Source organism: Streptomyces sp. NPDC034103 (assembly GCF_055575395.1).
Genome location: NZ_JBVISS010000005.1, coordinates 454,324 through 478,737, shown reverse-complemented (window position 1 = coordinate 478,737; position 24,414 = coordinate 454,324). Strand labels below are relative to the sequence as shown.

The following is a 24,414-nucleotide window of genomic DNA, read 5'->3' as shown; positions in this document are numbered from 1 at the left end:
GGACGCAGGGTAGTGGTGACGGTGTGTCATGAACGGTGTGCGGCGCGTTCGTCACGTCGGTGCAGGGCCCTTGTGCAATTCCTGTGGAGGCCTCAATCTTTCGGCGGGTGCACAGCATCCCCACAGCAAGTTGACATGCTCACATCCAATGCACCATCCATGAGGAGGATCCCTCAGATGGCAGTGATGCGTCAGCGAAGATATGCGGTGCTCGGCGCGGCCGTGACCGCCGCGCTCGCCGCGAGCCTCGTCTCCGCCCTCCCCGCCGAGGCCGCACCCGAAGGCCGTATCCAGTACGAGGGTGCCGTGAACGCGGTCGCCGACAGCTATGTCGTGACCCTCGAGGCGGACATCAAGGCCGGCTCGGCGAAGGGCCGGGCCCTGGCCAAGGCGTACGGCGCCGACATCGAGCGCACCTACACCAAGGCCCTCAACGGCTACGCGATCGAGGCCTCCGCGTCCGAGGCGAAACGTCTCGCCGCCGACCCGGCCGTCGCCTCCGTCGTGCAGAACCGCACCTTCTCCATCGCGGCGACCCAGCCCAGCCCGCCCTCCTGGGGCCTGGACCGCATCGACCAGAAGACGCTCCCGCTGAACAACTCGTACACCTACCCGGACTCGGCCGGCACGGGTGTCACGGCGTACATCATCGACACGGGCGTCCGCATCACCCACAGCGACTTCGGTGGCCGGGCCCGCTACGGCTACGACGCCATCGACAACGACAACACCGCCCAGGACGGCCACGGTCACGGCACCCACGTCGCCGGCACGGTCGCCGGCACCTCCTACGGCGTCGCGAAGAAGGCGAACATCGTCGGCGTGCGGGTGCTGAACAACTCCGGTTCCGGCACGACCGCCCAGGTCGTCGCCGGTATCGACTGGGTCGCGGCGAACGCGGTCAAGCCGGCCGTGGCCAACATGTCCCTCGGCGGCACCGCCGACACCGCCCTCGACACGGCCGTCCGCAACGCCATCGCCTCCGGCGTCACCTTCGCCGTCGCGGCCGGCAACGAGTCGACCAACGCCTCCACCCGGTCGCCCGCCCGCGTGACCGAGGCCATCACGGTGGGCGCCACCACGTCGACCGACGCCAGGGCGAGCTACTCCAACTACGGTTCGGCCCTGGACCTGTTCGCACCGGGCTCGTCCATCACCTCGACGTGGAACACCAGCGACTCCGCCACGAACACCATCTCCGGTACGTCGATGGCGACCCCGCACGTGGCGGGCGCGGCGGCGCTGTACCTGGCGGCCAACCCGTCCTCGACGCCCGCGCAGGTCTCCTCCGCGCTGGTGGGCCTCGCCTCCACCGGCGTCGTCACCAGCCCCGGCACGGGCTCGCCCAACAGGCTGCTGAACGTGCCCGGCGGCACGGTCACCCCGCCCGGCCCGCGCTTCGAGAACACCGCGGACTACGCCATCGCCGACAACTCCACCGCCGAGTCCCCGGTGACGGTCTCCGGCGTCGCGGGCAACGCGCCCGCCGCCCTGGCCGTCGAGGTGCACATCGTGCACACCTACATCGGTGACCTCCAGGTCCAGCTGATCGCCCCCGACGGCACGGCGTACACCCTCAAGGCGTACGGCACCGGCGGCAGCGCGGACAACATCGACACCACGTACTCGGTGAACGCCTCCTCGGAGGTCGCGGCCGGGACGTGGCGGCTGAGGGTCAGCGACAACGCGGCGCAGGACACCGGGCGGATCGACGCCTGGGCCCTTCAGTTCTAGCCCCTCTCACGGCAGGTCGTCCTCGCGGACGGGCGTCGGGTCGGTGACCCGGCCCGCCGCGAGGACGAGCCGTGTCCCGCGGCGCACGACGAGGAAGCCGAAGGGGCGCTCGAAGGCGACCGCGGCCCGCCGCTTCGACCCGTGCTCCGGCTCCGGTTCCCAGCCGAGCCAGTCCATGGCGTACGAGGTCGCCGCCGCCCGGAACCCCAGCGCACCGCACCCGACAGGATGTCCACCCCGGTCACGAGAACCTGCCCGGGCGTCAACTCCTCGTCGCACCCCGGGGCTCGGTTACCGCCCCCCACCGCCGTCCGCACCACCGCCACGCTGCCCAGGCCCGGGTCGGTACGGCTGAGCCCGGCCCGGTCCCGGCCCCGCCACGGCACGAGAGCGCCCGTGAAGGACGGCTCCCGGTCCGTACTCACCGGCACCAGCGAGAGTCCGGACGCAGCCTCACCGGCAGCCGCTCGCTCGCCCCGCCGGTTCGCTCGGCGGCCCACCTGTCCAGGGTCGCCTGGTCGCGTCCGCGACATGCGGCGCCCAGCGGCCGGTCAGGCCGTTCACCGCCCGGATCGTCGCATTCGTGACCGCCGTTCCGCCCCCGCTCACGCCGCGCTTACGATGCGCCCAGTCGCACGTGAGTTCTTCACGCCAGTCCGAGCCAGGAGCACGGTACCCGTGTCCATACCCCCGCCCCCCGGCCCCCACCAGCCCCAAGGGCCGTACCCGCCGGGCCCCTACACCCCGCCCGGCCCCTGGGGCTACGGCTACGGCGGCTACGCGCAACCCGTGCCCGTCAACGGCCTCGCCATCGCCGCCCTGGTCCTCGGCGTCCTGTGCTTCCTGCCCGCCGTCGGCCTGGTCCTGGGCCTGATCGCGCTCAGCCAGATCAGGAAGAGGGGCGAGCGCGGCAAGGGCATGGCGGTCGCTGGCGCCGTGCTGTCCTCGGTCGGCCTGGTCCTGTGGGCCCTGTCGCTCACGACCGGCGCCGCCACCGACTTCTGGGACGGCTTCAAGGACGCCGCGAAGGGCGAGGGCAGCGCCTACTCGCTCAAGAAGGGCGACTGCTTCGACTCCGGCACCGGATCCCTGACGGGCGAGACCTACGACGTCGACGAGGTGCCCTGCGCGAAGGCGCACCACGGCGAGGTCTTCGCCGTCGTCAAGCTCCCCGGCGGCGCCTTCCCCGGCGACAGCGCGATCGAGGACACCGCCGACGACCGGTGCTACGCGCTCCAGGAGACCTATGCCATGGACGCCTGGGCCGTGCCGGAGGACGTGGACGTCTACTACCTGGTGCCGTCCGAGGACAGCTGGTCCTTCGGCGACCGCGAGATCACCTGCCTGTTCGGCAACACCGACGAGGACAAGAGCCTGACCGGCTCGCTGCGCAACGACGCCACCACCCTCGACGCCGACCAGCAGGCCTTCCTGACGGCATCCAACGCCCTCGACACGATCCTGTTCGACGAGCCCGAGGACTACGCCGAGGACGACCTGCGGGCGAACACGCACTGGGCGGCCGAGGTCGACACCGTGCTCGGTGAGCAGGCCGAGGCACTGCGGGGCCGCTCCTGGTCCGCCGCGGCCGAGCGGCCCGTCGCCGCTCTGGTGAAGGACATGGAGGACGCCCGCGAGGAGTGGGCGAAGGCGGCGGACGCCGGGGACGCCGACACGTACTACGAGCACTACGACGCCGGCTACGAGTTCGTGGACGGCAAGACGACCGTCACCGCCCGCGAAGCTCTGGGCCTGGCCACGACCGTGCCGTCGTACGACGAGGAGGGCGACGGCGGCGGTGGCGGCGGGGGTGCCGGAGAACTCGATGTGTGATCACCGCTATACCGGGGAGAAAGTGCCTGCGTAAAGCCTGACGCGGGCACATGTCACTACATCGAGTGATTCTCTGGCCTTTGCTTGCGTCTCGGAACCCACGGTTGCCACGCTGTTGCTGTCTGTACAACCTGATGGGAGCGGCCAGTGACATTCGGTGAGCAGCCGGCGTATCTGCGTGTCGCGGGTGATCTCCGCCAGAAGATCGCCAACGGCTCGCTGCCACCGCACACCCGGCTGCCCTCCCAGGCCAGAATCCGCGAGGAGTACGGAGTCTCGGACACCGTCGCCCTGGAGGCGCGCAAGGTGCTGATGGCCGAGGGGCTGGTCGAGGGCCGCTCCGGCTCCGGGACCTATGTGCGCGAGCGTCCCGTGCCCCGCCGGATCGCCCGCTCCGGCTTCCGTCCGGACGGCGGGGCCACACCCTTCCGGCAGGAGCAGGCCGACGTCGAGGCGCGCGGCACCTGGTCGTCCAGCAGCGCCCAGACCGAGGCGAGCGTCGCCGTCGCCGACCGCCTCGCCATCCGGCCCGGCGACCGCGTGATGTGCACCAAGTACGTCTACCGGGACAACGGCGAGCCGATGATGCTCTCCACCTCCTGGGAGCCCCTCGCTCTCACCGGCCGCACCCCCGTGATGCTGCCCGAGGAGGGCCCGCTCGGCGGGATGGGCGTCGTCGAGCGGATGGCGGCCATCGACGTGATCGTGGACAACGTCACCGAGGAGGTCGGCGCCCGCCCCGGGCTCGCCGAGGAGCTGCTCGCACTCGGTGGCGTCCCCGGTCATGTCGTGGTGGTCGTCCACCGCACCTTCTACGCCTCCGGCCGCCCCGTGGAGACGGCCGACGTGGTGATCCCGGCGGACCGCTACCGGGTCGCCTACCACCTCCCGGTGAAGTAGCGCACGCCGCTACGGCAGTTGCCCCCGTCCCCACCCAACCGGTGGTCAGGGGACCGGCGTTGGAATCTGGCCGTTCTCGCAGGTCGTCCCGGGCGCGCGTAGACCGCCCTGACCCGATGCGTTCCCTGCTCCGCACGGCGCGTTCGACGACGTGCGCCCCCTGCGTTCTGGCTGGTTGCGTACCTCTTTGTGAGAATCCGTATCCGCTGCGTGAAGGTTAGGCGTAGGCTCGGGCATATGCGGAATGCGGTTTCCTTAGCGGGCGGGGCGCGGCGAGACCCGCGAGCGAAGCGAGATGGGGGTCCCCCCGGCCGAAGGCTGGGGGAGGGACTCGGGCGGGCCCGGGCGGGAAGGGGCGGTGAGGCGCGATGAACGACGGCACGATCACTCTCCCCTGGCTGGTCATACGGCAGGACGACAACGGCAACCGCTACCGCGTGGGCCGGTACGCCACCCGGGCCGAGGCCCAGAAGATCGCGGACAGTCTCGACGACCGCGGACACAGGCAGCTGTACTGGGTCGAGCGCATCGGGCAGAACGGCGGCAGCGCCACCGCGAACTGACCCACCAGTAGGCTCCGGTCCATGACCGAACGGATCGTGGTGGTGGGAGCCGCCCTCCTTGACGCCGGCCGCCTCCTCGCCGCCCGCCGCAGCGCGCCCCCCGAACTGGCCGGCCGCTGGGAGCTGCCGGGCGGCAAGGTGGAACCGGGCGAGACGCCCCAGGCGGCCCTGGTGCGGGAGCTGCTGGAGGAACTGGGCGTCGAGACCGAGGTGGAGGAGCGCGTCCCGGGGGAGTGGCCGCTGAGACCCCCGTACGTCCTACAGGTCTGGACGGCGCGCCTGCTTCCCGGCTCACCTGACCCCAAGCCCCTCCAGGACCACGACGACCTCCGCTGGCTGACCGGGGAGCAGCTCTGGAGCGTGGACTGGCTGGACCAGGACGTGCCGGCGGTCCGGAGTGTCGCCGCTCGCCTCTAGCTGACCCAGGGATGCGGGGACCGTATCGCCGCCCCCCGCGGCCCGCCCCCGCACGCGATCCGTATCCCCGACCCCCGGGGCGCCCCGCGATACGCCGTTCGCACCACAACGCGCCTTCATGCGCGGTACCAGGCCCTTGATATCGGGTATGTGCCCATTAACCCCATGAAACCGGACATGGGTGTGGCCGGGGAAGTGATCGGCGTGATCGACACCGAAGGCGGCTGCGCCGAGTGGACCTTTCCCGCGGACCCCGGCGCCGTACGTGCCGCGCGCGCGGCCGTTCGCGGCCGGCTGCGCGCCTGGGGCCTGGACAGCGTGGCCGACATCACCGCCCTGCTGGTCAGCGAGCTGGTGACCAACGCGCTGCGGCATGCCACCGGCCCCATCGGCGTACGCCTGGTACGTCCCACCCGCCTCGGTGACGCGCTGCTGGTCGAGGTCTCCGACCCGCTCCCGGACCCGCCCCGCGAACGGGTGGCCCGCCCCGAGGACGAGAGCGGCCGGGGCCTGCTACTCCTCGCCCACTCCTCGCGCCGCTGGGGCACCCGACCCGGCGAGGCGGGCAAGACGGTGTGGTTCGAGCTCACGGTGCCGCGATGAGCCGGGGTCGTACGAGGTGTACGGCCCGAGCCGCGCTGTCCACGGGCTGGTTCAGGCCACTGGCGGTTGCCGGAGGACGGGGTTCGACAGCGTGTTGGCTGGTTAGAAGACTGGAAGTGTTGTCGCGGTGCGGTCCAAAAAACGCTGGGACCGTGCTGTGATCGTGAACACCGTGTTGTGCGGCGCCGTAGTGCTGGATACTGCGGGCAGCCGCTGCCGGTGACCGGTGCCGGACGCGGTGAGCTGGAGGGGACGGTTCGCGTGAGCGAGATACCAGCGAAGGCCACGGAGTCCGAGGACCCGTCGGGCGGCGCGAGGACGGAGGCCGCGGGTGATGCCGCGGCGGCCGCGACGCCTGACGCCACGGGTGGGACACGCCTGGCCTCCCCCGGGATCCCGGACGGGCCGCCGCCGGGCGACGCGATATGGCAGAGCAGTCCGCCCGGCTCGATCTACGACTACATCAAGGTCGCGTCCTTCTCCATCGGCCCGGACGGGCTCGTCGACCAGTGGAGTCTGCGCGCCGAGCAGCTCTTCGGGATCCCCGCCGAGCACGCCGTCGGCATGGACCCCATCGAGGCGTTCATCGACCCGGACCTGCGGGCGCAGGGCCAGCGCAAGATGGCCGAGATCCTGGACGGCCGCGAGTGGACCGGGGTGGTCCCCTTCCGGGTGCCCGCGCCGAAGGCGCCGCACGAGGGCGAGTGCGGTCGCGAGGGCCTCGCCGAGGTCTACGTCATGCCGACGCGGACCGAGGAGGGGGAGAAGGCCGCGGTCTGCATCGTCGTCGATGTGCGCACGCTGCGGAGCATCGAGACCGACCTCGCCGCCTCGCAGGCGATTTTCGGTCAATCTCCCTTCGGATTCGTGCTGATCGACCCCGACCTGCGGGTCCGTCGCGTCAACTACCGATTCGCCTCGCTCTTCGGGGGCAGCCCGGACGACCACCGGGGCAAGGGCGTCCACGACTATCTGCCGCGCGCCGAGGCCGAGCGGGTCACCGCGACCCTGCGCCGGGTCCTGGAGACCGGCGACTCCATCACGGACATGCACGTCACCGGCTTCCTGCCGGGCTCCGACGAGCGCCGCCACTGGTCCATCAACCTCTACCGGGTGCGCAGCGGGTCGGGCCGGCCCATCGGCATCGCCTGGCTGGGCACCGACATCACCGCCCGCCGCGCCGCCGCCCGCGAGGCCGCCGCCGCCCGGCGCAATCTCGCCCTCCTCAACGAGGCCGGCGCCCGCATAGGCAACTCCCTCGACCTGGAGACCACGGCCCGCGAACTCCTCGACGTGGTCGTCCCCGGCTTCTGCGACCTGGCCACCGTCGACCTCTACCAGGGCCTCCTGGCCGGCGACGAGACCCCGCCCGGCCTCGCCGACGGCAGTGCGGAACTGCGCCGGGTCGCCTTCGCCAGCGCCGTCTCCGACGCCCCCTTCATCGGCTCGGGCCCGCCCGTCTCGGTCGGCGCCGTCCACCACTACCCCTTCAACTCGCCCTGCGCGGACGCCCTGCGCACCGCACGCCCGCAGCTCATCCCGGCCGAGGAGGGCGGCCTGGTGCAGTCCACGCTGGCCGTGCCGATGGTCGCCCACGACACCGTCGTAGGACTCGCGCAGTTCGCCCGGACCAAGGGCAGCGAGCCGTTCGGGGACCGGGACCGGGATCTGGCGGTGGAGCTGGCGGCGCGGGCGGCGGTCTGTATCGACAACGCCCGGCTGTACCGGCGTGAGCACGAGCGGGCGTTGATGCTCCAGCGGTCCCTGCTGCCCCCGGGCGACCCGGTCGCCTCCGGCCTCGACATCGCCTGCCGCTATCTGCCGGGCAACTCCTCCTCCGACCGGCCCAGCGAGGTCGGCGGCGACTGGTTCGACGTCATCGAACTGCCCGGTCACCGCACGGCGTTGGTCGTCGGCGACGTGATGGGCCGCGGACTGCGCGCGGCGGTGGCGATGGGCGAACTGCGCTCCGCCGTACGGACGCTGGCGTTGCTGGATCTCGAACCCGCCGAGGTGCTGAGCGCGTTGGACGAGATCGCGCGCGGCCTCGGCGCCCCCGGCGGTGTCCAGCAGGCCACCCGTGCGGCCCGCCGGCCCCGCGAGGCGGACCTGTCCGAGGTGTACCTCGCGACCTGCGTCTACGCCGTCTACGACTCCGTGACCAGAAGGTGCACCTTCGCCAACGCGGGCCATCTGCCGCCGGCGCTGGTCGAACCCGGCGAGGCGGCGCTCATGCTCGACGTGCCGCCGGGCATGCCGCTCGGTGTCGGGGGCGAGCCCTTCGAGGAGGTGGAGGTCGAACTACCCGAAGGCGCCCTGCTCGCGCTCTACACGGATGGACTGGTCGAAAGCCGCGATCATCCCCTGGACGAGGGGCTCCAGGCCTTCGTCGGAGCGCTCACCGACCCCTCAGCGCCCCTGGAGGACGTCTGCGACCACGTCCTCAACACCCTCGACAGCCACCACGGCGAGGACGACATCGCCCTGCTGATGGCCCGCGTCCAGGGGCTGCCCGCGAACTCCGTGGGCGACTGGACGCTGCCGCGGGAGCCGCGCAGTGTGGGCCGGGCCCGGGAGCACGCGCGCGGGCAGCTGCAGTCGTGGGGCCTGGAGGCGCTGGTCGACACGACGGAGTTGCTGGTCAGCGAGCTGGTGACGAACGCGCTGCGGTACGGCGAGGGCGAGATCAGGCTGCGGTTGCTGCTGGACCGGACGCTGGTGTGCGAGGTGTGGGACTCGGGGTTGGTCCAGCCTCGCCGCCGCCGGGCGCGGGACACGGACGAGGGCGGCCGCGGGTTGCAGCTCGTGGGGCTGCTGAGCGCCGCGTGGGGCTCGCGCCGCACGCCGCGGGGGAAGACCGTGTGGTTCGAACTGCCGCTGCCGGACGGGGAGACCGGGCTCACGGACCCCGCGGAGGCGTTGCTCAGCCTGTTCTGAGGCCGCCCCCGTGTGAACCGCGGGCCGGTCCTGCGTGCCGCGCGGGTTTTCGCGCCGCCCCTAGGTCGTTTCTGATGGCTCTTGGTGGGCTGGTTGGATCTCATGGTTGGCCGGGCAGGACGCCGGTATGGTGCGGCGACACGAACTCACGGACGCGCAGTGGCGGAAGATCGAACCCCTCCTGCCCGGCAACGGCAGGCCGGGTGGACAGTGGGCGGATCACCGCAGGGTGATCAACGGAGTGCTGTTCCGGGCCAGGACCGGGGTGCCCTGGCCCGACCTGCCGGAACGGTACGGGCCCTGGCAGACCGTCTACGAGCGTCATCGCCGCTGGTCGGCCGACGGCACCTGGAAGGCCGTCCTTGAGGAGCTGCAGATCGAGGCGGATGCCGGCGACCCGGACGGGGCGCTTGCCCGCCAGGCGGACCGGCAGGAGTGGGCCGTGAACATCGACTCCACGTCTTGCCGTGCGCATCAGCACGCGGCCGGGGCGCCCCGAAAGCCTCCGGCCGACCACCCGCAAAAGGGGGCGGGGCGCGTGAGGAGGCAGATGGGCGCGAGGCGTTGGGGCGCTCACGGGGCGGGCTGACCAGCAAGGTCCATCTGCTCTCCGACGACCGGGCGCGCCCGCTGCACTGGCTGACCTCGCCCGGTCAGCGCGGTGACAGCCCGATGTTCGCCCCGGTGCTGGACGGCTTACGCATCCGGCGCCGCGGACCAGGCCGCCCGCGCAGCCGACCGGACCGGGTACGCGGCGACAAGGCGTATTCCAGCCGGGACAACCGCGGCTATCTGCGGCGGCGCGGGATCAAGGCCACCATCGCCCAGCCCGATGACCAGCAGCTCCACCGCAAGCGCCGAGGACGAGCCGGGGGCCGGCCCCCGGCCTTCGACAAGGCCCAGTACCGCCGTCGCAACGCAGTCGAGCGGTGCGTGAACAAGTGGAAGCAGTTCCGCGCGGTGGCCACCCGGTATGACAAGCGCGACTACATCTTCAACGGCACCCTAACCGTCACCGCCATCGTCATCTGGCTCCGTGACACCGTCCAAGAGCCATCAGAAACGACCTAGGCCGCGTTCGCGCCCGTGCGGCGGTCGCGGGTGCGTGGGCCTCCGAAGGCCGCGGGGGTGTGGGCGTCCAACAGGACTCCGCCCAGCACCGCCCCCGCCACCCCGCTCTCATGTTCCTCCGCCGGGTTCCCGTGCACCCGTACGTCCTGCTCGGCCAGGCCACGGGCCTCCCGGGCGCAGGTGTCGGCGGCGGTGGGGTCCGTGCCGAGGAGCCGCCGTGCCTCCGCCAGACGGGTGCGGGCCGCTGCCCCCACCGCCGCCCGGTGCGTGCCGATGAACTCGTCCGCGGCCCTCGCGCCGGACCGGGCGACGAGCAGCGCGGCATGTCCCAGGACCCCGGTGGCCGGTGCCGCGCCGAGGGGCGCCGTCGCCCGCACGATCCGGCGCAGGGCGTCCAGGGGGTCGTACGGCCCGGCGGTCAGCTCTCCCCGTACGGCGCCGAGGACGCCGTCGGCGTGGTGGATCCGGGCGCGCAGCTCGCCGGCGGGCGCCTCGGCGCTGTCCTCCCGTACGCCCGCGAGCTGTGCCTCCGCGCCGGTCAGCGCGGCCGGGACCAGGGCCTCGGCGGCCGCCAGGTCCGCGCCGAGCCTCTCGACGGCGTCCAGGAAGACGGCGGCCTGGGCGATGGCGCCCTCGGCGGCACGCAGAGGGGCGGCGGCGGTGTCGGGTTCCTCGCGGTCGGCGCACTGGCGGGACTCGTTGAGGCGGAGGGTGGCGAACACCAGGCGGTCCTTGGCCTGTTCGGGGTGGCCGGTGACCTGGGCGGTGGCGGAGGGCGCGTGGCGTCGGCGCAGTTCGGCCAGGAGGCTCTCCACCGCACGGGTCCGGCCGGTCAGCGTCCGGAAGCGGTCCTCGGCGATCTCCAGGGCCTCGCCGACCCCCCGCTCCAGTGCCCGCAGCCGGTCGAGCCCGGCCGCCTCCCCGTCCAGCCGCCGCCCGGCCTCCTCGCACCGCCCGACGATCCCGGCGAGCGTGTGCCGCCGGGCCGCGGGCTCCCGCGGTATGCCGTCGTCGTACTGCTGCCGCATCCGGAACGCGGCCGCCAGCTCGCCCTCCGCGTCCCGGACCGCCGCCGCGAAGGGGGTGACGGCGGTCTCCCCGAACCGTGCCTCGGCATAGCCGAGTTCGGTACGGCTGGTGCGGACGCTGTCGTCGGCGGCGACCAGCGAGGCGCGGGCCCGTTCGTCGAGTTCGCCGAGGGGTGGGGCGGCCGGCCGGACAGGGGCGCCGCCGGGAGTGGTCCGGGGCCGGGTCCGCCGGAGATACGCGTAGCCCGCCACGACACCCGCGGCGCCCACCGCACCGAGGGGGAGGACGAGGTCGGCGGCCGAGGACTCCTCCGGCGGCGCCTCCTCCCGGGCGGCGGCCCGCGCCGGGGGCGCCGCGACCACGGCACCGTCACCGGACGCCATCCCCGGCAGCACCAGCCACAACACCCCGGCCAGCCCGCCCACCACGGTGTGCGCCACCCGCACGGATATGTGCGAGGTCGCGCGCCGCGGCCGGCCCCGGAACAAGGATGACGTCACATTTCGGAGCGTATGAGCAGGAATGCGCCAGCGCGACCGGGGTGCGTCAGGGGTGGGGCGCCGGAGACACAGCGGGGACACGGCGATCAGCGCCGGGAAGCGACCCGCCGACGGTGGCCGGGGCTACGAAGGCCTCCTTCTGATCTTCGAGCCCAGCCACACCAGTGGGTCGTACTTGCGGTCGACCGCGCGTTCCTTCAGGGGGATCAGCGCGTTGTCCGTGATCTTGATGCCCTCGGGGCAGACCTCCGTGCAGCACTTGGTGATGTTGCAGTAGCCGAGGCCGTGTTCGTCCTGCGCGGCCGCCTTGCGGTCGAGGCCGGTGTCGGCGGCCGCGTCCAGCGGGTGCATGTCCAGTTCGGCGACCCGCATCAGGAAGCGGGGTCCGGCGAACGCCGGCTTGTTCTCCTCGTGGTCACGCACCACATGGCAGGTGTCCTGGCACAGGAAGCACTCGATGCACTTGCGGAACTCCTGCGAGCGGTCCACGTCCTCCTGCATCATCCGGTACTCGCCGGGACCCACGTCCGACGGCGGCACGAACGCCGGGACCTCGCGCGCCTTGTCGTAGTTGAAGCCGACGTCCGTGACGAGGTCGCGGATCACCGGGAAGGCCCGCAGGGGGGTGACGGTGATCGTCTCCTGCCTCGTGAAGACCGACATCCGGGTCATGCACAGCAGCCGGGGCCGCCCGTTGATCTCCGCCGAGCACGAACCGCACTTGCCTGCCTTGCAGTTCCAGCGGACGGCGAGGTCGGGGGCCTGGGTGGCCTGGAGGCGGTGGATGATGTCCAGGACCACCTCGCCGTCGTTCACCTCGACCGCGAAGTCCTCCAGGCCGCCGCCGTCCACGTCGCCCCGCCACACCTTGAAGCGGGCCTTGTAGCTGCTCACTCGTACAGCTCCTCTTCGGCGAGGTACTTGACCAGCTCCTCCTTGTCGAAGAGGGCGAGCAGGTCCGGGCGGATGGGGTCGGTGGTCTCCCGGCCGAGGTCGATCTGGCCGCGCACCGGGTCGGTGGCCGCCAACCCGCCGGTGGGATCGGTCAGCCGGCACAGCAGGTTGATCCGGCGCCACTTGCGGTCCATCGTCGGATGGTCCTCGCGGGTGTGGCCGCCGCGCGACTCGGTGCGCTCCAGCGCGGCCCGGGCCACGCACTCGCTGACCAGCAGCATGTTCCTGAGGTCCAGGGCGAGGTGCCAGCCCGGGTTGAACTGGCGGTGGCCCTCGACGCCGGCCCGCCGCGCCCGTACCCGCAACTCGGCCAGCCTCTCCAGGGCCTGCTTCATCTCCGGCTCGCGGCGGATGATGCCGACGAGGTCGTTCATGGCCTGCTGGAGCTCCTGGTGGAGGGTGTAGGGGTTCTCCGGCGGGCGCCCGGCCGCGTCCTGCGGTTCCCCGGGCCAGGGGCCCTCCGCGGAGAAGGGGCGCAGCGCCTCCGCGGCGGCCGCGTCGACCTGGCCCTCGTCCACCCGGGGGCGCTCGAAGGCCAGGCCCGCCGCGTACTCGGCCGCGTGCAGTCCCGCCCGGCGGCCGAACACCAGCAGGTCGGACAGGGAGTTGCCGCCGAGCCGGTTCGAGCCGTGCATGCCGCCCGCGACCTCGCCGGCCGCGTACAGCCCCGGCACGTTCCGGGCGGCGGCGGTGTCGGAGTCGACCGCGACACCGCCCATGACGTAGTGGCAGGTGGGTCCGACCTCCATCGCCTCCGCGGTGATGTCGACGTCCGCCAGCTCCTTGAACTGGTGGTACATCGACGGCAGTCGGCGTTTGATGACCTCGGCCGGCATCCGGGTGGAGACGTCGAGGAAGACACCGCCGTGCGGGGAGCCGCGGCCCGCCTTGACCTCGGCGTTGATGGCGCGGGCCACCTCGTCGCGGGGCAGGAGTTCGGGGGGACGCCGGTTGTGGTCCGGGTCCTCGTACCAGCGGTCGCCCTCCTCCTCCGACTCGGCGTACTTCTCCTTGAAGACGTCCGGGACGTAGTCGAACATGAACCGCTTGCCCGCGGAGTTGCGCAGCACCCCGCCGTCGCCGCGGACCGACTCGGTGACGAGGATGCCCTTCACCGACGGCGGCCAGACCATGCCCGTGGGGTGGAACTGCACGAACTCCATGTTCAGCAGGGGCGCCCCGGCGAGCAGGGCCAGCGCGTGGCCGTCGCCGGTGTACTCCCACGAGTTCGACGTCACCTTGAAGGACTTGCCGATGCCGCCCGTCGCGATGACCACGGCCGGGGCCTCCAGGACGAAGAAGCGGCCGGACTCGCGCTCGTAGGCGAAGACGCCGCTGACCCGGGAGCCGTCCTTCAGGACGCGGGTGACCGTGCACTCCTGGAAGATTTTCAGACGGGACTCGTAGTCGCCGGTCTCCTTCTTGTCCTGCTGCTGCAACGAGACGATCTTCTGCTGGAGGGTGCGGATGAGCTCCAGGCCCGTGCGGTCGCCGACATGGGCCAGGCGCGGGTACTCGTGGCCGCCGAAGTTGCGCTGGGAGATCCGGCCGTCCTTGGTGCGGTCGAACAGCGCGCCCCAGGTCTCCAGCTCCCAGACCCGGTCCGGGGCCTCCCGCGCGTGCAGTTCGGCCATCCGCCACTGGTTGAGGAACTTGCCGCCGCGCATGGTGTCGCGGAAGTGCACCTGCCAGTTGTCGTGCTCGTTGGCGTTGGCCATCGCCGCCGCGATGCCGCCCTCGGCCATGACGGTGTGGGCCTTGCCGAACAGCGACTTGCAGATGACGGCCGTGCGCGCGCCCCGTTCACGCGCCTCGATGGCGGCGCGGAGGCCGGCTCCTCCCGCGCCGACGACTACGACGTCCCACTCCTGGTGGTCGACCACGGACATCAGCAGGCATCCCCTTCAGAAGAAGCGCGGGTCGTCGAAGGCACCGGAGGCGACGAGATAGACGTAGACGTCGGCGAGGGTGACGCTCGTCAACGACGTCCAGGCCAGCAGCATGTGATGGGCGTTCAGCCGGCCGACCCACCGCCACAGCCGGTAGCGCACCCGATGCCTGGAGAAGTGCTTGAGCTGGCCGCCGACGATGTGCCGGCAGGAGTGGCAGGAGATGGTGTACGCCCAGATCAGCACGATGTTGACCAGGAACACGAGGGTGCCGAGCCCCATGTGGCCCCACTCGTAGTGCTCGTCGCGGAAGGCGAGCACGGTGTCGTACGTGAGGACGCCCGCCACCAGCACCGCGGCGTAGAAGAAGTAGCGGTGGGTGTTCTGCAGGATCAGCGGGAAGCGGGTCTCGCCGGAGTACTTCTTGTGCGGCTCGGCCACCGCGCAGGCCGGCGGGGAGGCCCAGAAGCCCCGGTAGTAGGCCTTGCGGTAGTAGTAGCAGGTCAGCCGGAAGCCGAGCGGGAAGACCAGGATGAGGATCGCGGGCGACAGGGCCCACCAGCTGCCGAAGATCTCCCAGTTGGGCCCGCCGCGCATGGGTTCGCAGCGTTCCGCCAGACAGGGTGAGTAGAGCGGCGAGACATAGGGCGCCGCGTAGTAGTCGGCGTCGACGAACGCCCGCCACGTCGACCACACGACGAAGGCGAGCAGCCCGGCGGCGGTGGCGGCCGGCGCCAGCCACCAGCGGTCCGTCCGCAGATGCGGGGCGTCGATCGCGGCGCGCGTACCCGTGCGTACGCCGCCGCTTCTCGGTTGGGGTTCCGTACCAGTGGCCAACTCATGACTCCGGTCGGGTTCAGGGGGCGTGGCGGTCGCGGGCGCCGAGTCCCTCGTCGTCCGAGTCCGTCCAGAGGGTGTTGTCGTACGGGGTGTCGGGGATGGAGACCAGATCGGGGCGCTGGGCCTTGGCGAGCGCGGGATCGGCCTCCCTCAGCAGCGCGAGGCTCTCGCGCAGGCGGTCGGCGTCGATCCGGACGCGGCGCATCTCCAGTCCGCCGCTGCCCAACTGCTGTTCCAGGCGTTTGACATACCGGAGCAGTTCGTCGAGACAGCGCTGGGCTGATGCCAGTTCGTCGTGCAGGGCCATGACGTGACCTCGCTTAGGGGCGGGAACGTTCATGTGCGCCTGCGAGTGTTGCGCGTCACACCCGCGAATGTGAAGGCGTCTGCACGGATTGGCGGATCGTGAGCCCGGGTGTGCGCCCCCCGTGCGCCTGGATTGCGCCGCACGGGTGGGCTTCGCCGCGCCCCTCGTCGTGTCGCCGTCCTCCGCCGAACCCTTTCCTCTTCAGTGGCCGCATACATCTGATCAGCTCCATATACCGCCAAACGTGATCCAAACCGGCGGCCCACCCCCGGAGGTATGCGGCATGTCCCACGACGGCGTCGGACCCAGGCCTTCGCGTGGCACGGTCATGCGCTCGGTCGCCTTCCTCACGGCGGGGGCGCTGACCGTGCCCGCGCTCGCCGGATGCAGCTCCGAGGACCCGACCGGCACACCACTCGCCGACCAGGACATCGCCCCCGCGGCCCGCGCCCTGGTGGCCGACGGCGGCACCCTGCGCTGGGCCGTGGACTCGGTGCCGGAGACCCTCAACACCTTCCAGGCGGACGCCGACGGCACCACCACCCGGGTCGCCCAGGCCGTCCTGCCCGCCCTGTACCGGCTCGACGCCGACGGGCGTCCGCAGGCCAACCCCGACTACCTGGAGAAGGCCGAGGTCGTCGAGACCGAGCCGAAGCAGGTCGTGCTGTACAAGCTGAACCAGCAGGCGGTGTGGAGCGACGGCCGGGAGATCGGCGCCGCGGACTTCGCCGCCCAGTGGCGCGCCCTGTCCGGCAAGGACACCGCGTACTGGACGGCCCGCAACGCCGGCTACGAGCGCATCGAGAGGATCGAACGGGGCGCCAACGACCTGGAGGTCAAGGTCACCTTCGGACGGCCGTACACCGACTGGAAGTCGCTGTTCTCGCCGCTGTACCCGAAGGACGTCATGGGCACCCCGGACTCCTTCAACGACGGGGCCCGCAAGAAGCTCAAGGTCACCGCCGGGCCGTACCGGCTCAAGGAGGTCGACCGCAAGGACGACGAGGTCACCCTCGACCGCAACCCGCGCTGGTGGGGCCACCCCGCCAAGCTCGACGAGATCGTGCTGCGCGCCGTACCGCGCGAGAAGCGGGCCGCCGCACTGGCCGCGGACACCCTCGACCTGGCCGAGATCGACCCCGAGTCGGTCAAGCGGATCACCCTCGCGGCCCGGTCGCGGAGCCGGACGGGCAGCACCCCGCTGATGGGTCCCGGCAATGACCTCAGCGCCGCCGACTCGCTGCGCTCCTGGGCCGTGGCCAACGGCTCCGACGAGGAGGCCGCGGACGAGGAGACGACCGCCCGCAGGAAGCAGCAAAAGGCGGTCACCGGGTACGCCCGGCAGCAGCAGGCGCTGCGCGGCTTCGAGGTCCGCCGCTCTCTGGAGCCCGCCTACACCCAGCTCGCCCTCAACGGCGCCGAGGGCCCCCTCGCCGACGAGCGGGTCCGCCGTGCGGTGGCCCGCGCCCTGGACCGGGAGGCCCTCGCCTCGGCCGTCCTCACCCCGCTCGGTCTGCCCGCCGAACCGGTCGGCAGCCACCTCGCCCTCGCGGGCCAGGCCGCGTACGCCGACAACAGCGGCGCCCTCGGCGGCCAGGACGCCAAGGAGGCGCGGGCCCTCCTCTCGGACGCCGGGTGGGTGCGGGGCGGTCCGGTGAAGAAGGAGAAGAAGAAGGGCGAGAAGGCGGCCGGCGCCGAGGGCGAGCGGGCCTCCAAGGGCGGCGACGACGGGACGTACATCGTCGGCGAGGACGACAAGGCGCGGCGCGACGCCGACCGGGAGAAGAAGCACCCCCAGGGGGAGCGCCGCAGCGGGGAGAGCTCCAAGCACCTCGCCCAGGACGGCAAGCAGTACACCAACAAGCTGCGCCGGGGCGGGGCGCCGGGCGCCTACGCCCCGCGGGGCACCGCGGCTCCCGCGAGCACCGCGGCCGGTGTGCTCGCCAAGGACGGCAAGGCGCTGACCCTGCGGTTCGTCCTGCCGTCCGGACCGGGCTCGCAGGCGCTGCGCACGGTGGCGGACCGGATCTCGGCCATGCTCGGCAAGGTCGGCATCCGCACCCAGATCTCCAAGGTCGAGGACGAGAGCTACTTCAAGGACCACATCGCCTCCGGCCAGTACGACCTCGCGCTCTACTCCTGGCCCGCCTCCGCCTTCCCGGCCACCGACGCCCGCCCGATCTACGCCAAGCCGGTCCCGGCGGCCGACGGCTCCCTGAACGTCGAGCAGAACTACACCCGGGTCGGCACCGACCAGGTCGACCAGCTCTTCGACCAGGCTCTCGCGACGCTGGACGAGAAGGAGAGCCGGGAGCTGATCCGCAAGGCCGACGCCCGTATCTGGGCGGCGGCCGGGTCGATCCCGCTGTACCAGCGACCCCAGCTGACGGCCGCGCGCAAGACCGTGGCCAACGCCGGCGCCTTCGGCTTCCAGACGCCCGTCTACGAGGACATGGGCTTCCTGAAGAAGGGCCGGGGCCCGGCCGCCGGTCCCACAGGGAAGTAGGGGATCATTCCCCACGTCGTACGACGTGGGGAACAGGAGTGACGGGGATCATGCGTGCTTGGGTGGCGGGGGCGGCGACGGTGGCCCTGGCGGCGGGGCTGACGGGCTGCGGCGGCTCGGACGAGCGGGCGGGGGCCTGCACCGACGGGACGTACACCTGGTCGGGCGTACGGCACACGGAGAAGCTGACCCGGCTCGCCGACCCCGTCGTGATCAAGAAGAGGACGGACTCCTACAAGGTCCGGCTCAGGTCCGCCGACATCGTGACGTATTACACCACCGTGAGCCCCAAGCCGCCCGGCGCCGGCACCTCCGGCGTGCTGGCGGCGCTCGGCAGGCACCTGAAGGCCAAGGAACCGCTGGGCGGCGCGAGTGACCGGGTGAACCCCAGGCTGGACACCTACTACGAGGTGAAGAACAGGGATCTACAGGGGGCGTACTACGCCTGGAACGCCCTGAAACTGGTGGACGCCGACTTCACGTACACCTGTGCGAGCGGCGGGCCGGTCAAGGGGCACGTCCGGACCTGGGAGGGGAGCGAGACCGGCTTCCTGTCCTGCGCCGACGCACCCCGGACCGGAGCCGCCGCCCACGAGGCCGCCGTACGCAGCTGTCCCACCGGTTCACGGGCCGCCGACGCGGTCTGAGGGGGCTGCGGAGGCTACCCCTGTCAATGACACGTACCATGGGGTGAGGCCGTGGCATGTACAGCCCGGCAGGGTCCGCGTAACACAGATGTACGCGTCGGCCCCTTCCTCACACTCCGGGAGTACGCCACACCATGGCTGTGACCTCAACGCGTCACGACATCCGCAATGTCGCCATCGTCGCCCACGTCGACCACGGAAAGACCACCATCGTCGACGGGATGCTGAAGCAGGCCGGTGCCTTCGCCGCCCACCAGCTCGAAGGCGTCGACGACCGCATGATGGACTCGAACGACCTGGAGCGTGAGAAGGGCATCACGATCCTCGCCAAGAACACGGCGGTGAAGTACCACCCGAAGGACGGGGGGGACGTCATCACCATCAACATCATCGACACCCCCGGCCACGCCGACTTCGGTGGCGAGGTGGAGCGCGGCCTGTCCATGGTGGACGGCGTCGTGCTGCTCGTGGACGCCTCCGAGGGTCCGCTCCCGCAGACCCGCTTCGTGCTGCGCAAGGCGCTCCAGCAGCGGCTGCCCGTCATCCTGTGCATCAACAAGACGGACCGGCCGGACTCCCGGATCGACGAGGTCGTCAACGAGACCTACGACCTCTTCCTCGACCTGGACGCGGACGAGGAGCAGATCGAGTTCCCGATCGTCTACGCCTGCGGCCGTGACGGCATCGCCTCGCTGACCAAGCCGGAGAACGGCACGGTCCCGGCCGACTCCGACAGCCTGGAGCCGTTCTTCTCGACGATCCTCCAGCACATCCCGGCCCCCACGTACGACGAGGAAGCGCCCCTCCAGGCCCACGTCACCAACCTGGACGCCGACAACTTCCTCGGCCGGATCGCGCTGCTCCGCGTCGAGCAGGGCGAGCTGCGCAAGGGCCAGACGGTCGCCTGGATCAAGCGCGACGGCTCGATCAGCAACGTCCGCATCAGCGAGCTGATGATGACCGAGGCGCTCACCCGCAAGCCCGCCGAGAAGGCCGGCCCGGGTGACATCTGCGCGGTCGCCGGTATCCCGGACATCATGATCGGCGAGACCCTCGCCGACCCCGAGAACCCGATCCCGCTGCCCCTGATCACGGTCGACGAGCCCGCGATCTCCATGACCATCGGCACCAACACCTCGCCGCTGGTCGGCCGCGGCGGCACCGGCAAGGGCGCCGACGCGAAGGCGGCCGTCAAGGACCGCAAGGTCACCGCCCGCCAGGTCAAGGACCGCCTGGACCGCGAGCTGATCGGTAACGTCTCGCTGCGCGTGCTGGACACCGAGCGCCCCGACGCCTGGGAGGTCCAGGGCCGTGGTGAGCTCGCGCTCGCCATCCTGGTCGAGACCATGCGCCGGGAGGGCTTCGAGCTGACCATCGGCAAGCCGCAGGTGGTCACCAAGGACGTCGACGGCAAGGTCTACGAGCCCGTCGAGCGCATGACCATCGACGTCCCCGAGGAGCACATGGGCGCGGTCACGCAGCTCATGGGTGTCCGCAAGGGCCGGATGGACAACATGTCGAACCACGGCTCCGGCTGGGTGCGCATGGAGTTCGTGGTGCCCTCCCGCGGCCTGATCGGGTTCCGGACCGAGTTCCTGACCCAGACCCGCGGCACCGGCATCGGGCACTCCATCCACGAGGGCTTCGAGCCCTGGTTCGGCACCCTGCAGACCCGTAACAACGGCTCGCTGGTCGCCGACCGCGCCGGCGCCGTCACCGCGTTCGCGATGACGAACCTCCAGGAGCGCGGCGTGCTGTTCGTGGACCCGGGCACCGAGGTCTACGAGGGCATGATCGTCGGCGAGAACTCGCGCTCCGACGACATGGACGTGAACATCACCAAGGAGAAGAAGCTCACGAACATGCGGTCGTCCTCGGCCGACTCGTTCGAGGCGATCGTCCCGCCGCGCAAGCTCTCCCTGGAGCAGTCGCTGGAGTTCTGCCGCGACGACGAGTGCGTGGAGGTCACCCCGGAGGCCGTTCGCATCCGCAAGGTGAACCTGGACGCCCGCGAGCGGGCCCGCGCCGCGAGCCGCGCCAAGCACGGCTGAGAATCCGTCGCCTGAAGCCCGGGTGCCCCCATCTTGGGGGCGCCCGGGCTTTTTGCAACTGGTTTTCAGTCGGATCATCGCGCTCTCGCGGTGAGCGATGTCCGTAATGCGGAGATCCGCGCCCGATACACATGTAACACGTCCGTTTCGCGGCCTTCTCCCGCCAGACGGTTTGTCCAAATTTCGGAAGATGTACGCGCCAGCTGTGACTGAATCGAGATTTAAAGACAGTGGTCGCCAGTTGGCTCATGGCAGATAGTTAGCCGCGTAGCGCTCGGGTCAATGGGTCTCGCGCCGTGGGGACGGCGCCGACTCACGAGCACCAGGGGGTGCCTGACCCTCCGTCAGGGGTGTCGGAGGAAAGGCATGTACCCCCTCCTGTTGGTGAACACGTGGAGTCATGAGGAGGAGTCCCATGCGCGGTGTCACAAGCACCAGGTGGGTCACAGCGTCCGCAAGTGCCGGCAACCGCGCCTCGGCGCACGGCGATTGGCTCTGAAGGGCCACGCCCTTCCCCCTACGCGCGTCCGGCTGCGGGTTCTCCCGTTGGCCGAGTGGCGCCGCTGACGCTTCTTCATGATCCGAAACGCGATCGCGCACACCTCGCGCCGGTCGCCGGTTCGGCACACCCACACCTGTGAAATGGGCGAACTGTGACAAGTCCTACCGACATCGAGGGCGGCGGTACGTCGGTCGTCGTCGACGGCGAGCAAACGCCGAAGGCGAAACCGGAGGAGGCCAAGCAGCTGCAGGGCCGCTCTCCCGGCCAGTTGATGTGGATCCGCTTCAAGCGCGACCGCACCGGAGTGATCTCGGCGTACGTCGTGATCTTCTTCTTCGTGGTCGGCCTCGCGGCCCCGCTGATAGCCAAGCTGTACGGCAAGGACCCGTACACGGTGTTCGCGGACGAGCGCCCCGAACTCTTCGACAGCGCCGGTGTGCCGATCCAGCCCAACGGCGGGATCAGCGGCGAGTTCTGGTTCGGCCTGGAGCCCGGCAACGGCTACGACGTCTTCACCAAGCTGATCTACGGCATCCGCAACTCCCTGATGATCTCGCTGGCGGTCACCGTCGCGACCGTGCTGACCGGCATCATCCTCGGTGTCGCGGCCGGCTACCTCGGCGGCCGGGCGGACAACCTGATCAGCCGGGTCATCGACTTCCTCCTCGCCTTCCCGGCCCAGCTGTTCTTCATCGCGAGCATGCCCGTCGTGGTCTCGCTCTTCGTGAGCCCCCGCGACGAGACACCGGTGTACGTCCGGGTGGTGGCCCTCATCGCGGTGCAGTGGTTCCTGGGCTGGATGAGCCTCGCGCGCATCCTGCGCGGCACCACACTCGCCCTGCGAGAACGGGAGTTCATCGAGGCCGCCAAGGTCAGCGGGGCGTCTCCGACGCGCATCATCCGCAAGGAGATCCTGCCCAACGTGGTCACGCCGATCCTGGTGCAGTCGACGTACATGCTCCCCAACTTCGTGACCGCCGAGGCCGGTCTGTCCTTCCTCGGTGTCGGAATCGTCGAACCGACGCCGGACTGGGGGCAGATGTTCTCCAAGGCGTCGACCGAACTCGTGATGCAGAACGACATCACCTACATGTTCTTCCCGGGCATCTCGATGATCATCTTCATCGTGGCGTTCAACCTGCTCGGGGACTCGGTCAGGGACGCCTTCGATCCCAAGACGGCGCGCTGACCGCGCAGTTGTGGGCATCCTCGCCCGACACAGACCGGATGGCACGTCTTATGCCGGTCCGCACTTCAATTCGCACCGGTGACAGTCGCACCGGTGACACAAGATGGGTGGAATCTGAGTGATGGGTAAGGGTGGACGCCGCGCGTACGCCGCGCTCTCACTGCTGGCGGCGGGGGCTCTCGTGCTCACCGGTTGCAGCGAGGGTGGCAGCAAGGGCAACGACAACGAAAAGCAGGACAAGGAGAACGCCGAGCGGCAGCAGTCCGGCATCACCTTCGGCGACGCCAAGGCCTCGACCGGCCCGGCCGCCGAGATAGCCGGCGCCAAGGCGGGCGGCTCGGTCACCGTGCTCCAGCGGGACAGCTTCGCGCACCTCGACCCCGGACAGATCTACGTCTCGGACGAGATGGCCCTGTCCCAGCTGATCCACCGCGGTCTGACCAGCTACAAGCCGACCAGCGAGGACGGTCAGAAGCACGAGGTCGTCGGCGACCTGGCCACCGACAGCGGCACGACCACCGACGGTGGCAAGACCTGGAAGTTCACGCTCAAGGACGGGATCAAGTGGGCCGACGGCGCCACGATCACCGCCAAGGACGTGCGCCACACCTTCGAGCGGCTCTTCGCGCCGTTCGTCTCCAACGGCCCGACCTACATCCAGCAGTGGATGGCCGACACCCCGGGCACGGAGTACCGCAAGCTGCTCCCGGACGGTCCCTACAAGGGCAAGCACCTGCCGGACACCGTCCTCCAGACGCCGGACGACAAGACGATCGTCTTCAAGTTCGCGAAGGCCCGTCCCGACCTGCCGTACGCGCTCGCCATGTCGGGCTACTCCATCGTGTCGCAGAAGAAGGACACCAAGGAGAAGTACGACAAGGCCCCGATGACCGCGGGCCCGTACAAGATCTCCGAGTTCAAGTCCGGCAAGTCGATGACGCTGGTCAAGAACACCAACTGGGACCCGAAGACCGACGCGGTCCGCCACCAGTACGTCGACCAGTTCAACTTCGAGTTCAACAAGCAGTTCGAGGACTCCACCAAGGCGATCCTCGACGACTCGGGCGCGAACTCGACCGCCCTCAGCTTCACCAACCAGGTCGACGCGGGCAACCTGACCAAGGTGCTCAACGACGGCGCGCTGAAGTCCCGTACGGTCTCCGGCTACCAGCCGTACGTGGGGCAGATGAACATCAACCTGTCCCAGCCGGAGATGCAGTCCAAGGAAGTCCGCGAGGCCATCGCCTACGCCCTGCCGATCACGCCGTTCGTGCGTGCCTTCGGCGGCACCGACGCCATGGAGGTCGCCGGCGGTCTGATCAGCCCGACCGTCTCCGGCTACGACCCCAAGTTCGACCCCTTCGGCAAGAAGGCCAAGCCCGCCGGTGACCCGGCCAAGGCCAAGGCCCTGCTGGAGAAGGCCGGCAAGACCGGTCTGAAGCTGACCTTCGGCTACATCAACACCCCCGAGGGCCAGCAGTACTCCACCGCCATGGCGGCGGGCCTGGAGAAGGCCGGCTTCGACGTGCAGCGCCAGGAGATCCCGGCCGAGACCTACTACGACCAGGTCGGCAAGGTCAAGAACAACTACGACATCTACCACACCGCGTGGGGTGCCGACTGGCCGAGCGCCTCGACCGTGATCCCGCCGCTGTACGACGGCCGCCAGATCCAGGACGGTGCCGCGAACTACTCGCACATCGACGACCCCAAGGTCAACGCCGACATCGACGCGGCCAGTGCCCTCACCGACCCGGTCAAGGCGGCCGAGGCCTGGAACAAGATCAACGAGTACATCGTGAAGGACGTCGTCTCCAACATCCCGACGGCGTACTACAAGCAGACCCAGATCGCCGGGTCCAAGATCGGCGGACTGGTGTACGACGACGTCATCGGTGGCGTCGATCCGCGCAGGCTGTACGTGAAGTAACCCGTCCAAGCG

General features: G+C 70.6%; 19 protein-coding genes. 13 read left to right on the top strand and 6 right to left on the bottom strand.

Going from position 1 to position 24,414, the window contains the following annotated elements; genetic code table 11:
- Window positions 1–177 precede the first annotated feature (177 nt).
- Entirely contained in the window at window positions 178–1,734 is a 1,557-nt protein-coding gene (locus ACZ56U_RS13935) for a S8 family peptidase (protein ID WP_469084237.1), read from the top strand.
- A gap of 6 nt (window positions 1,735–1,740) precedes the next feature.
- On the opposite strand, the gene ACZ56U_RS13930 is transcribed toward ACZ56U_RS13935, so the two are convergent.
- Window positions 1,741–1,911, bottom strand: coding sequence for a hypothetical protein (locus tag ACZ56U_RS13930; protein ID WP_469084236.1), 171 nt, complete (start codon window positions 1,909–1,911; stop codon window positions 1,741–1,743).
- 501 nt (window positions 1,912–2,412) lie between these two features.
- Between ACZ56U_RS13930 and ACZ56U_RS13925 the strand changes: the two genes are divergently transcribed.
- The 7 genes from ACZ56U_RS13925 to ACZ56U_RS13895 all read left to right on the top strand — a co-directional run bounded on the left by ACZ56U_RS13925 (window position 2,413) and on the right by ACZ56U_RS13895 (window position 10,058).
- A complete protein-coding gene (locus tag ACZ56U_RS13925; protein ID WP_469084235.1) occupies window positions 2,413–3,567 on the top strand; it encodes a DUF4190 domain-containing protein in 1,155 nt (384 codons plus the stop codon).
- Window positions 3,568–3,714: 147 nt separating this feature from the next.
- Window positions 3,715–4,467 (top strand): GntR family transcriptional regulator, encoded by a 753-nt coding sequence (locus ACZ56U_RS13920; protein ID WP_469084234.1) that lies wholly within the window; start codon window positions 3,715–3,717, stop codon window positions 4,465–4,467.
- 368 nt (window positions 4,468–4,835) lie between these two features.
- Window positions 4,836–5,030 (top strand): SPOR domain-containing protein, encoded by a 195-nt coding sequence (locus tag ACZ56U_RS13915; protein ID WP_391243638.1) that lies wholly within the window; start codon window positions 4,836–4,838, stop codon window positions 5,028–5,030.
- Window positions 5,031–5,051: 21 nt separating this feature from the next.
- The gene (locus ACZ56U_RS13910; RefSeq protein ID WP_469084233.1) at window positions 5,052–5,447 is read left to right on the top strand and encodes a (deoxy)nucleoside triphosphate pyrophosphohydrolase; all 396 of its coding nucleotides are present in this window, start codon (window positions 5,052–5,054) and stop codon (window positions 5,445–5,447) included.
- A 165-nt stretch (window positions 5,448–5,612) separates the two neighbouring features.
- The gene (locus tag ACZ56U_RS13905; protein ID WP_469084232.1) at window positions 5,613–6,050 is read left to right on the top strand and encodes an ATP-binding protein; all 438 of its coding nucleotides are present in this window, start codon (window positions 5,613–5,615) and stop codon (window positions 6,048–6,050) included.
- A gap of 261 nt (window positions 6,051–6,311) precedes the next feature.
- Window positions 6,312–8,987: a SpoIIE family protein phosphatase gene (locus ACZ56U_RS13900; protein WP_469084231.1), complete on the top strand. Its 2,676-nt coding sequence runs from the start codon at window positions 6,312–6,314 to the stop codon at window positions 8,985–8,987.
- A 127-nt stretch (window positions 8,988–9,114) separates the two neighbouring features.
- A protein-coding gene (locus ACZ56U_RS13895; protein ID WP_469084230.1) for an IS5 family transposase occupies window positions 9,115–10,058 on the top strand; the annotation gives its coding sequence in 2 pieces (ribosomal slippage) (window positions 9,115–9,543 and window positions 9,546–10,058; 942 coding nt in all).
- Here the strand turns inward: ACZ56U_RS13895 and ACZ56U_RS13890 are convergent.
- The 5 genes from ACZ56U_RS13890 to ACZ56U_RS13870 all read right to left on the bottom strand — a co-directional run bounded on the left by ACZ56U_RS13890 (window position 10,055) and on the right by ACZ56U_RS13870 (window position 15,577).
- Window positions 10,055–11,587 (bottom strand): hypothetical protein, encoded by a 1,533-nt coding sequence (locus tag ACZ56U_RS13890; RefSeq protein ID WP_469084229.1) that lies wholly within the window; start codon window positions 11,585–11,587, stop codon window positions 10,055–10,057. The genes ACZ56U_RS13895 and ACZ56U_RS13890 overlap by 4 nt on opposite strands.
- Before the next feature lie 123 nt (window positions 11,588–11,710).
- Complete coding sequence (locus tag ACZ56U_RS13885; protein ID WP_469084228.1) at window positions 11,711–12,481, bottom strand: succinate dehydrogenase/fumarate reductase iron-sulfur subunit; 771 nt, start codon at window positions 12,479–12,481, stop codon at window positions 11,711–11,713.
- Entirely contained in the window at window positions 12,478–14,430 is a 1,953-nt protein-coding gene (locus ACZ56U_RS13880; RefSeq protein WP_469084227.1) for a fumarate reductase/succinate dehydrogenase flavoprotein subunit, read from the bottom strand. Before ACZ56U_RS13880 ends, ACZ56U_RS13885 begins: the two co-directional genes overlap by 4 nt.
- Before the next feature lie 15 nt (window positions 14,431–14,445).
- Window positions 14,446–15,267 (bottom strand): hypothetical protein, encoded by an 822-nt coding sequence (locus tag ACZ56U_RS13875; protein ID WP_469084226.1) that lies wholly within the window; start codon window positions 15,265–15,267, stop codon window positions 14,446–14,448.
- A gap of 19 nt (window positions 15,268–15,286) precedes the next feature.
- The gene (locus ACZ56U_RS13870) at window positions 15,287–15,577 is read right to left on the bottom strand and encodes a hypothetical protein (protein WP_391243663.1); all 291 of its coding nucleotides are present in this window, start codon (window positions 15,575–15,577) and stop codon (window positions 15,287–15,289) included.
- Window positions 15,578–15,860: 283 nt separating this feature from the next.
- Between ACZ56U_RS13870 and ACZ56U_RS13865 the strand changes: the two genes are divergently transcribed.
- The 5 genes from ACZ56U_RS13865 (at window position 15,861) to ACZ56U_RS13845 (ending at window position 24,402) form a co-directional block, all read left to right on the top strand.
- Window positions 15,861–18,083 carry an ABC transporter family substrate-binding protein gene (locus ACZ56U_RS13865; RefSeq protein WP_469084225.1) on the top strand — a complete coding sequence of 741 codons (2,223 nt, stop codon included), beginning with the start codon at window positions 15,861–15,863 and terminating at the stop codon, window positions 18,081–18,083.
- 50 nt (window positions 18,084–18,133) lie between these two features.
- Window positions 18,134–18,730, top strand: a complete 597-nt coding sequence (locus ACZ56U_RS13860; protein ID WP_469084224.1) for a hypothetical protein — start codon at window positions 18,134–18,136, stop codon at window positions 18,728–18,730.
- Between the two features lie 134 nt (window positions 18,731–18,864).
- Window positions 18,865–20,781: a translational GTPase TypA gene (gene typA / locus ACZ56U_RS13855; RefSeq protein ID WP_469084223.1), complete on the top strand. Its 1,917-nt coding sequence runs from the start codon at window positions 18,865–18,867 to the stop codon at window positions 20,779–20,781.
- A gap of 653 nt (window positions 20,782–21,434) precedes the next feature.
- Window positions 21,435–22,472, top strand: a complete 1,038-nt coding sequence (locus ACZ56U_RS13850; RefSeq protein ID WP_469084222.1) for an ABC transporter permease — start codon at window positions 21,435–21,437, stop codon at window positions 22,470–22,472.
- A gap of 121 nt (window positions 22,473–22,593) precedes the next feature.
- Window positions 22,594–24,402 (top strand): ABC transporter substrate-binding protein, encoded by a 1,809-nt coding sequence (locus ACZ56U_RS13845; protein WP_469084221.1) that lies wholly within the window; start codon window positions 22,594–22,596, stop codon window positions 24,400–24,402.
- The last annotated feature ends 12 nt before the right edge of the window (window positions 24,403–24,414 follow it).

What these genes read in the sequence shown, in the direction of transcription:
- ACZ56U_RS13845 (WP_469084221.1), top strand. Translation starts at nt 22,594, where the DNA reads ATGGGTAAGGGTGGACGCCGCGCGTACGCCGCGCTCTCACTGCTGGCG.
- ACZ56U_RS13880 (WP_469084227.1), bottom strand. Translation starts at nt 14,430, where the DNA reads ATGTCCGTGGTCGACCACCAGGAGTGGGACGTCGTAGTCGTCGGCGCG.
- ACZ56U_RS13915 (WP_391243638.1), top strand. Translation starts at nt 4,836, where the DNA reads ATGAACGACGGCACGATCACTCTCCCCTGGCTGGTCATACGGCAGGAC.
- ACZ56U_RS13905 (WP_469084232.1), top strand. Translation starts at nt 5,613, where the DNA reads ATGAAACCGGACATGGGTGTGGCCGGGGAAGTGATCGGCGTGATCGAC.
- ACZ56U_RS13935 (WP_469084237.1), top strand. Translation starts at nt 178, where the DNA reads ATGGCAGTGATGCGTCAGCGAAGATATGCGGTGCTCGGCGCGGCCGTG.
- ACZ56U_RS13910 (WP_469084233.1), top strand. Translation starts at nt 5,052, where the DNA reads ATGACCGAACGGATCGTGGTGGTGGGAGCCGCCCTCCTTGACGCCGGC.
- ACZ56U_RS13865 (WP_469084225.1), top strand. Translation starts at nt 15,861, where the DNA reads ATGTCCCACGACGGCGTCGGACCCAGGCCTTCGCGTGGCACGGTCATG.
- ACZ56U_RS13860 (WP_469084224.1), top strand. Translation starts at nt 18,134, where the DNA reads ATGCGTGCTTGGGTGGCGGGGGCGGCGACGGTGGCCCTGGCGGCGGGG.
- ACZ56U_RS13870 (WP_391243663.1), bottom strand. Translation starts at nt 15,577, where the DNA reads ATGGCCCTGCACGACGAACTGGCATCAGCCCAGCGCTGTCTCGACGAA.
- typA (WP_469084223.1), top strand. Translation starts at nt 18,865, where the DNA reads ATGGCTGTGACCTCAACGCGTCACGACATCCGCAATGTCGCCATCGTC.
- ACZ56U_RS13930 (WP_469084236.1), bottom strand. Translation starts at nt 1,911, where the DNA reads ATGGACTGGCTCGGCTGGGAACCGGAGCCGGAGCACGGGTCGAAGCGG.